Genomic DNA, 1,364 nt, shown 5'->3' on the forward strand with positions numbered 1-1,364 from the left:
GACACAGGACGTGTCCGACCCGCCCCGGGCGGGCGACGCGGTCGAGGTGCGGCGCAGCAGCCGGCGCCGCAGAACCGTCTCGGCCTACCGGGAGGGCGACCGTACCGTGGTGCTCATCCCGGCCCGCATGTCCAAGGCGGAGGAGCGCCGCTGGGTGGGCGTGATGCTGGGCAAGCTCGCCGCGCAGGAGAGCCGGCGCAGGCTCGGGGACGGTGAGCTGATCGAGCGGGCCGCGCGGCTGTCGGCGCAGTACCTGGGCGGGGCGGCCCGGCCGGCCACCGTCCGCTGGGTGACCAACCAGAACACCCGCTGGGGCTCGTGCACCCCCGCCGAGGGCAGCATCCGGCTCTCGCACCGCTTGCAGGGCATGCCCGAGTACGTGCGGGACTACGTGCTGCTGCACGAGCTGGCGCATCTGCTGGTGCCCGGTCACGGCCCGAACTTCTGGCGGCTGCTGGAGTCCTACCCGCGTACCGAGCGGGCCCGGGGCTATCTGGAGGGCGTGGTGGCGGCCGGCCGGCTGCCCAGGCTGCCCGCCGCCCGCGACGAGGACGCCGGAAGTGACGGGCAGTGAGTCCGGTACGCCGGGAGGACTCGTGGCCGGGGCCGACCGGTTCCCGGCCCGGGGCGCGCCGGGAACCGGGAGTGTCCGTGCCGACGTCGCTCAATGTCAGGTACAGCGGTTAGCCTGACGGGCAACGCACTCACCGGTTTTCAGGATGGGGGACGGTCGTTACGTATGGCCAGGGAATTCCAGCGCGGCCACAAGGCCAAGATCAGTGACCTGACGGCTGGGAGGGACCTGTACGTCGGCGTGCAGATCGCCGGCCCTGGCCTCACCTTCGACATCAGCTGCTTCGGCCTGGACGCCGCCGAGCGGCTCTCGGACGACCGGTACTTCGTCTTCTACAACCAGCCGAAGTCCCCCGAGGAGTCCATCCAGCAGCTCGGTGCGCAGGCGGGTGACACCGAGTCGTTCCGGGTGATCCTGGACAGCGTTCCGCAGCACATCCACAAGCTGTCCTTCACCGCCACCATCGACGGCGCCGGACAGATGTCGCAGATCGGTCCGGGCTACATCCGGGTCGTGGCGGGCGGCGAGGAGGTGGTCCGCTACGCCTTCGACGGCTCCGAGTTCAGCACCGAGCGCGCGGTGATGCTGGGCGACTTCTACCTCAAGGACGTATGGCGGTTCGCCGCGGTCGGGCAGGGCTTCGACGGCGGCCTCGAGGCGCTGCTGCGCAACTTCGGCGGTGAGGTCGCCGACGAGGAGCCCGCGCCCGCGCCCGCTCCGGCGCAGGGTGCCGCGCCCGGCTTCGCGCCGCCCGGGCAGCCCGCCCCCGGCTTCGCCGCCCCGGCGACCC

The 1,364-nt window shown here is 72.4% G+C and carries 2 protein-coding genes; both read left to right on the top strand.

The features are described 5' to 3' along the window. The first annotated feature begins 10 nt into the window (after positions 1 to 10). The gene (locus E4099_RS32035) at positions 11 to 574 is read left to right on the top strand and encodes a M48 metallopeptidase family protein (RefSeq protein WP_135342591.1); all 564 of its coding nucleotides are present in this window, start codon (positions 11 to 13) and stop codon (positions 572 to 574) included. Positions 575 to 739: 165 nt separating this feature from the next. Then, on the top strand, positions 740 to 1,364 hold a 625-nt coding region (locus tag E4099_RS32040; RefSeq protein WP_135342592.1), incomplete at its 3' end, for a TerD family protein.

Source organism: Streptomyces palmae (assembly GCF_004684805.1).
GTDB classification, from domain to species: Bacteria; Actinomycetota; Actinomycetes; order Streptomycetales; family Streptomycetaceae; genus Streptomyces; species Streptomyces palmae.